This is a genomic window from Cryobacterium inferilacus, from assembly GCF_019599185.1.
Taxonomy (GTDB): Bacteria; Actinomycetota; Actinomycetes; order Actinomycetales; family Microbacteriaceae; genus Cryobacterium; species Cryobacterium inferilacus.
Genome location: NZ_JAIEUL010000040.1, coordinates 1 through 5,856, shown reverse-complemented (window position 1 = coordinate 5,856; position 5,856 = coordinate 1). Strand labels below are relative to the sequence as shown.

The 5,856-nt window shown below is 68.6% G+C and carries 6 protein-coding genes; 1 reads left to right on the top strand and 5 read right to left on the bottom strand.

Going from position 1 to position 5,856, the window contains the following annotated elements; all coding sequences use genetic code 11:
* Positions 1-47: 47 nt before the first annotated feature.
* Genes K2F54_RS18690 through K2F54_RS18670 form a run of 5 tightly spaced genes read right to left on the bottom strand, consistent with a single transcriptional unit; the run spans position 48 to position 4,708 of the window.
* Positions 48-1,292, bottom strand: coding sequence for a sensor histidine kinase (locus K2F54_RS18690; protein ID WP_220607366.1), 1,245 nt, complete (start codon positions 1,290-1,292; stop codon positions 48-50).
* On the bottom strand, positions 1,289-1,957 hold the full coding sequence (locus tag K2F54_RS18685; RefSeq protein ID WP_220607365.1) for a response regulator transcription factor: 669 nt from the start codon (positions 1,955-1,957) through the stop codon (positions 1,289-1,291). The genes K2F54_RS18690 and K2F54_RS18685 overlap by 4 nt, the downstream gene beginning before the upstream one ends.
* Before the next feature lie 32 nt (positions 1,958-1,989).
* Positions 1,990-2,748, bottom strand: coding sequence for an FAD:protein FMN transferase (locus tag K2F54_RS18680; protein WP_220607364.1), 759 nt, complete (start codon positions 2,746-2,748; stop codon positions 1,990-1,992).
* A 2-nt stretch (positions 2,749-2,750) separates the two neighbouring features.
* Positions 2,751-3,287: an FMN-binding protein gene (locus tag K2F54_RS18675; protein WP_220607363.1), complete on the bottom strand. Its 537-nt coding sequence runs from the start codon at positions 3,285-3,287 to the stop codon at positions 2,751-2,753.
* Positions 3,284-4,708: a ferredoxin reductase family protein gene (locus K2F54_RS18670; RefSeq protein ID WP_255577317.1), complete on the bottom strand. Its 1,425-nt coding sequence runs from the start codon at positions 4,706-4,708 to the stop codon at positions 3,284-3,286. Before K2F54_RS18670 ends, K2F54_RS18675 begins: the two co-directional genes overlap by 4 nt.
* A gap of 139 nt (positions 4,709-4,847) precedes the next feature.
* On the opposite strand from K2F54_RS18670, the gene K2F54_RS18665 reads away from it, so the two are divergent.
* The gene (locus K2F54_RS18665; protein WP_220607362.1) at positions 4,848-5,582 is read left to right on the top strand and encodes a VIT1/CCC1 transporter family protein; all 735 of its coding nucleotides are present in this window, start codon (positions 4,848-4,850) and stop codon (positions 5,580-5,582) included.
* Positions 5,583-5,856 lie beyond the last annotated feature (274 nt).

Below are 5,856 nucleotides of genomic sequence, written 5' to 3'. Positions count from 1 at the left end.
GTCAGATTCAGGTTTCGATCCGGGAGGTCTGAAGGGACATAGTGTCGTCATCCGATAGCGGAGTGCAGCTTTGGCGGTCCGAGCGAGAAGGTACACCTGACGGATGCGCCGGTGCTCGGTTGTTCGATAGTGACCGTGCCTCGGTGGCGCTGGACGATTTCCGCGACTATTGCCAATCCGAGTCCGTAGTGGCGTGTGGTGCTGTCGACGTTCCGGCTGCTGACGAAGCGGTCAAAGGCTGTCGACGCGACCTCTGCTGAGAATCCCGGCCCGTCGTCCGTCACGCGTACGATTGCGTTCCCGTTTGACGCCGAGACAGTGACCGTCACCGCGGTGTGGGCGTGGTCGAGCGCGTTGGTCGACAGGGCGATCACCAGGCGCAGCAGAGCGGCGCGCGACCCGGGGATGATGATGGGTTCCGAGTCGCCCGCGCGGGTGAGGGAGATGCCGCGACGTCCTGCGTCGTCGCGGAGAAGACCGACCGCGTTGTCGGCGACAGTCACGAGGTCAACCGGGGTCGGGTCGACCACGGTTCGCGGGTCGGCGGCGATCAGGAGGTCTTCGAGGATCTCGGTGAGCGTCCGGGTATCGGTGACGATCTCGTCGACGGAGGCGGTGACGTCTGCGGGGAGGTCATTGCTTCCTCGGCGTTTCAGAATTTGCGCCCGGGTGCTCAGCAGGGTCAGTGGTGTGCGGAGTTCGTGGCTGGCGTCGGCGACGAAGCGGCGCTGCAGGGCGAGCGCCTCGGCCAGGGGGCGGATGGCGCGGCGGGCCATCAGGTAGGCGGTGGCGAAGGCGAGCACGGCCGCGACGAGCCCGCCGGCGATCAGCGCGGTCGCGAGCCTGCCCAGTTCTTCGGAGCTCTCGTGCAGGTCGAGCGCGACCTGCACGAATCGGTCGTGGCTGCGGTCTCCGGTGGCGGAGGTGGTGAGGACGAGGTAGTCGCGCCCGTCGACGGTGCGCTGCTCCTGCACGTCTTCGCCGCCGGCCGCTACTGACTGGAGGGCCGCGGTGTCGAGCAATCCCTCGGGTAGGTCGTCGGGGGAGATGAGTTGGTCCCCGGTGCGCCCGTCGACCAGGGAGAGGTAGATGCCGCTCGGCGCATCCTGGGGCGAGTCGAGCCGGGTGGCCGCGATAAGTGCCCGCTGGTTCGATTCGGTCACGCTCGTGCTGACGATGAGGTACACGACGGCGCCGACGATCGCCAGGATGATGAACACCAAGGCGGTGAATTGTGCGGTGAGCCTCAGCGACGCGCCTCTCAGGTCGTCGCCCGTGCGCAGCGCTCTCACGGCAGCGGTCCGAGCCGGTACCCGATACCGCGAACCGTCTTGACGCTGTCTCGGCCGAGCTTCTTTCGCAGGTAGTGCACGTAGGTGTCGACCACGCCGGGGTCGTCGGCATCGGGGAAAACGCTCGCGAGCAGGCCGTTCCGTTCGAACACCTGGTTCGGCCGGCGGGCGAGCCGTTCGAGCAGCTGCGACTCGCGCTCGGAGAGGGTCACGTTCTCGCCCTCTCGCGTCGTCACGGTACGACTCGCCGTATCGAGCGACCCGCTCACTAGTGCCAGCACCGGCACTGTGCTGCTGTGTCGGCGGAGTAGGGCGCGGATGCGGGCGAGTAGCTCGTCGATGTCGAAGGGTTTGGCGAGGTAGTCCTCCGCGCCCCGATCGAGGCCCTCTACGCGGTCGGACGGGTTGCCGAGCGCCGAGAGCACGAGGGCTGGGGTCAGGATGCCGCGGCTCCGGAGACGGGTCAGCACGTCCAGCCCCTCCATCACCGGCAGCCCCCGGTCGAGCACGAGGGCGTCGAACTCGTGCGTCAGGCCTTCGTGCAGGGCGCGCTGGCCGTCTCGGGCGAGCACGGTGTCGTAGCCCTCGGCTGCGAGCAGCTGCTCGAGCATCTGTGCCAGGCGCGCGTCGTCTTCGACGAGCAGAATACGTGCGCGCCCCGGCATATTCGAAGTATAGGGAGAACAGGGCGCGACGATCATGCTGGCGTGAGGCCCCAGGCGCTCTGCAGCCCCGGTGTCGCGGTGAGGTTCCCCGCGTTGTCGACGGTGATCGCCTCGATGTCGAAGCGGTTGAGCAGCTCCGGGCAGCGCTCGGGCCCGCCCGCGACGAGGGCGGTGGCAAGCACATCCGCGGTGACGATGTCGTCGGCGAGTACGGTCACTTGGCGGTAGCGCTGCGGCGCGCGGGGGTCGCCGGTGCGCCAGATGTGCTCTCCCCGCTCGGCGGTGCCCGAGGTGGCCAGGGCGATGCGCCTGCCGACGAGCTCGACGGCGCAGAGTAGCGTGCCCCGGTCATCGGGGTCGACGACGCCGGCGCGCCAGGGCAGGCCGTCGAGAGTGCCCCGGGTGAGGATGTCGCCGCCGGCCACGAGCATCCAGTCGGCTTCGCCGGACGAGTCGAGAACCCGTGCCGCCGCTTCCATAGCCTTCGCCTTGACGGTGCCAGAGAGGTCGATCACGCCGTCGGGGCGGTGGGGTGTGAATGCGCCGTCGGTGCTGCGCGACCAGTCGAGGGCCTCGGCGTACGCCTCGCGCAGCTCGGCACCGGTCCGGGTCAGCGGCAGCTCCCCGCGGGCCACCCGGCTGATCTCGGAGTCGGTCCGATAGAGACTGAACCGCTCGTCGAAGGCGCGGAAAGCCCCTTCGACCCCATCGAGAACGGATGCTGGGGCGGTTGCGCCGGCGAAGCGCAGGCTCACCGTCGTGCCCATAGTGTCGAACACGTGCACGCCCACGGTTAGAGTCCGGCCTGGTCGAGGGCCGACTGGAGCGAGCTGAGGTAGGCGTCGCTGGTGTAGGTGGCGCCCGATACGCCCTGCACATTCGCCGACTGCGCCGCCAGCACCTCTTGGCGCAGCACCGGCGCAGCCCGGTTGCTGATCGACACCGAGCGCTGATCTTTGTCGGTGAGCTGTAGCGCGGTGACATCGGTGATGCTGCCGTTCGCGACGGTGACTTGCACCTGCACCGCGCCGAAACGGGTCTGCACGGAGGTGCCGGTGAACGTGCCCGAGGCGCCGTCCGATGCCGCGGCTGCGGCACTCACGCTGCCGTTGGTGGCGGTTGGGGCGGGCGCCGGGGTGGCTGCCGCGGAGGGCGTCGACCCGCCGCGCGAAGTCGCGGTCGCGGTGGGATCCGACGTTACGGAGTCGGCCGTCGTGGGGGCCGCCGCATCGGGAGCCGTCGAGGTCTGGCCCTGGGTGCCGAGCTGCCACCCCACGGTCAGCACGGCCGCCGACGACAAGATGCTGAGGGCCAGTGCGCGCGCCCTCACCAGTCGAACCTCTCGACATGGATCTGGTCCTCGGGCAGACCGGCCGCCCGGGCATCGCGGATCACCAGATCGGCCCACGACTGCGGCCCGCACACGTAGAGATCGGAGTTCAGCAGATCGGGAAAAACCGTGCCGATCGTGACACCGTGGGCGAGTGCCTCGACCGACATCCAGGTGGCAAGGCCGTGGGGTCGTGGGCCCAACATCGAGAAGATCGCATTGCCGCGCATGCTGCGGAGGGTGCCGACCTCGTTCCACAGGTAGCTCTGCGAGGGGTCGCTGCCGCGCAGCAGCACGGTGGCCTCGCCGGGGCGTAGCGTCGAGTGCTCGAGCATCGAGCGGATCGGCGTGATGCCGATGCCCGCCGCGACCACGGCCAGCTTCGGGGCCACCCGGTGCGCCTCGGTGAACACGCCGTAGGGGCCCTCGATCGACACCCGGGTGCCGGGGCGCACACGGGAGATCGCCGCACTGCCGCTGCCGAGGTCGCGCACCGTGAGGCGCGCCGACGACGCCGTAGGAACCGCCGAGAAGGAGATCGGGTGGGCATGCCACCAGGTGGAGCCGGTCCAGAACCGCCAGATCGCGTACTGCCCGCCCGCGGTCTGCAGGCGGTCGAGGTCCCGCCCGGTGAGGTGGATAGAGACGACCCCGGGGGCGACCTGCTCGACGCCAGCGACCCGGATACCATGGCGGGCGCTGCGCAGCGCGGGCACCGCGAAACGGAACACGGCAATGGCGCCGAACGCCAGCACGTACAGCCCGATCCAGTAGACCCGCTGCACGCTGCCGTCGGCTAGCACGCCGCCTGCGCTCAACTGATGCGGCAGCGCCACGAGCACGGCCGCGTAGCTCAGCAGGTGGATGAGGTGCCAAGCCTCGTATGAGAAACGCCGCCGCACCGCGACGACCGAGGTGACCACGACGGCGATGAGCAGCCCCAGCCCGAGGTAGGCGAGCGCCATATCTGGGCCCTGGAACAGGCTGATGGTCTCGGTGACGACGTTCGACCCGTCGGCCATCGCATAGCCGACGGTGAGCAGCGCACCGTGGGCGAGGATCAGATACAGCGCGGGCTTCCCGAGCCGCCGGTGAAACGCCATCGCCGTGTCCTGCCCAACCACCCGGTCGATCGCCGGGATGCGAGCGGCAAGTACGAGCATCACCAGGATGAGGTCAGTACCGACCAGTCCAGTCACGATGCCCGCGGCGGTTAGGGCGGTACCGAGGTTGCTGACGGTGTTCAGGCCTCCGTAGCCGAGCCACAGGGCCACGGCGGCGGCGACCGATGACCAAACAAGGGCGACCATCGCATCGGCCGCGCGCATCCGTCGCCGGGCCCGGATGCGCCGGGTGCGGTCGACCGGGTCGACCATGCGGCGGGTTCCCACAGGCCCGGTGGGTGCCGTTCTGAGAGTCATCGTGTTCTCGATTCGGGTGAGTGTCTTCTACCCTCCCTACAATCGTCCCGAATTCTTCCAGAATTCTTAGCCAAAATTCCCCGGGTCGCTTAGCCTCACCAACGTTGAAGTGCCGGAACATCGGTGCTTGAGTGAGCGCATGTCGACCGATGGATACACCGAACCCCCACTTCACGCCAACGAACCCCACCGGGGAGGCATCGCGCAGCGCCTCAACTGGCTGCGCGCCGGCGTACTGGGAGCCAACGACGGCATCGTCTCGGTGGCGGCGATCGTCGTGGGCGTCGCCGGAGCCACGAGCTCGACCGGTCCCATCCTCACCGCGGGCGTGGCGGGCCTGGTCGGCGGCGCGATCTCGATGGCGCTCGGGGAGTATGTGTCAGTCAGCAGCCAGAGCGACAGCGAGAAGGCCCTCATCGCGAAAGAGCGCGCTGAGCTGCGCGACATGCCCGCCGAGGAGCTCGACGAGCTCACAGCCCTGTACCGAGCCAAGGGCCTGAGCGAGAGCACCGCTACCCAGGTGGCCATTGAGCTCACCGAGCACGACGCCCTAGCGGCGCACCTCTCGATCGAACTCAACATCGACCAAGACGACGTGGTGAGCCCCTGGCATGCGGCGGCGGCGTCGGCGGCGGCTTTCACCATCGGGGCAATCCTGCCAATGCTCGCCATCCTGCTTCCCCCGGCGGACTGGCGCATCCCCGTGACCTTCGTCGCCGTTCTCCTGGCTCTCGCGGTCACCGGCACGCTGTCGGCGACGATCGGCGGCAGCTCACGGCTGCGGGCCACGCTGCGAGTCGTCATCGGAGGAGCGCTGGCACTCGCGGCGACCTACGGGGTGGGGGTGCTCCTAGGAGCATCCGGAGTCGTCTGACTCCTCGGCCGTGAGGTATCGACGAGGCGTGACGGGTAAGCCCCGTCCGCGGCTCATGGCCACTTCAAAGAATTCTGGAAGAATTCTTGCCCAGCCTTGAATCATGTTCGACACATTCTTTGGGCTTCCCCTGCATCCGTTCATCGTGCACGCGACAGAGGTGATCGTTCCGCTTGCTGCGGTCCTCGTCGTCTTGACGGCAGTCTGGCCCCGATGCCGTCGGTGGGCGGGACATCTGCCGCTCGGCGCCTCGCTGGTCGCGCTCGTTCTCGTT

Excerpts from the sequence above, each read along its gene's own strand:
- K2F54_RS18685 (WP_220607365.1), bottom strand. The coding sequence starts at position 1,957 with ATGCCGGGGCGCGCACGTATTCTGCTCGTCGAAGACGACGCGCGCCTG.
- K2F54_RS18670 (WP_255577317.1), bottom strand. The coding sequence starts at position 4,708 with ATGACTCTCAGAACGGCACCCACCGGGCCTGTGGGAACCCGCCGCATG.
- K2F54_RS18665 (WP_220607362.1), top strand. The coding sequence starts at position 4,848 with ATGTCGACCGATGGATACACCGAACCCCCACTTCACGCCAACGAACCC.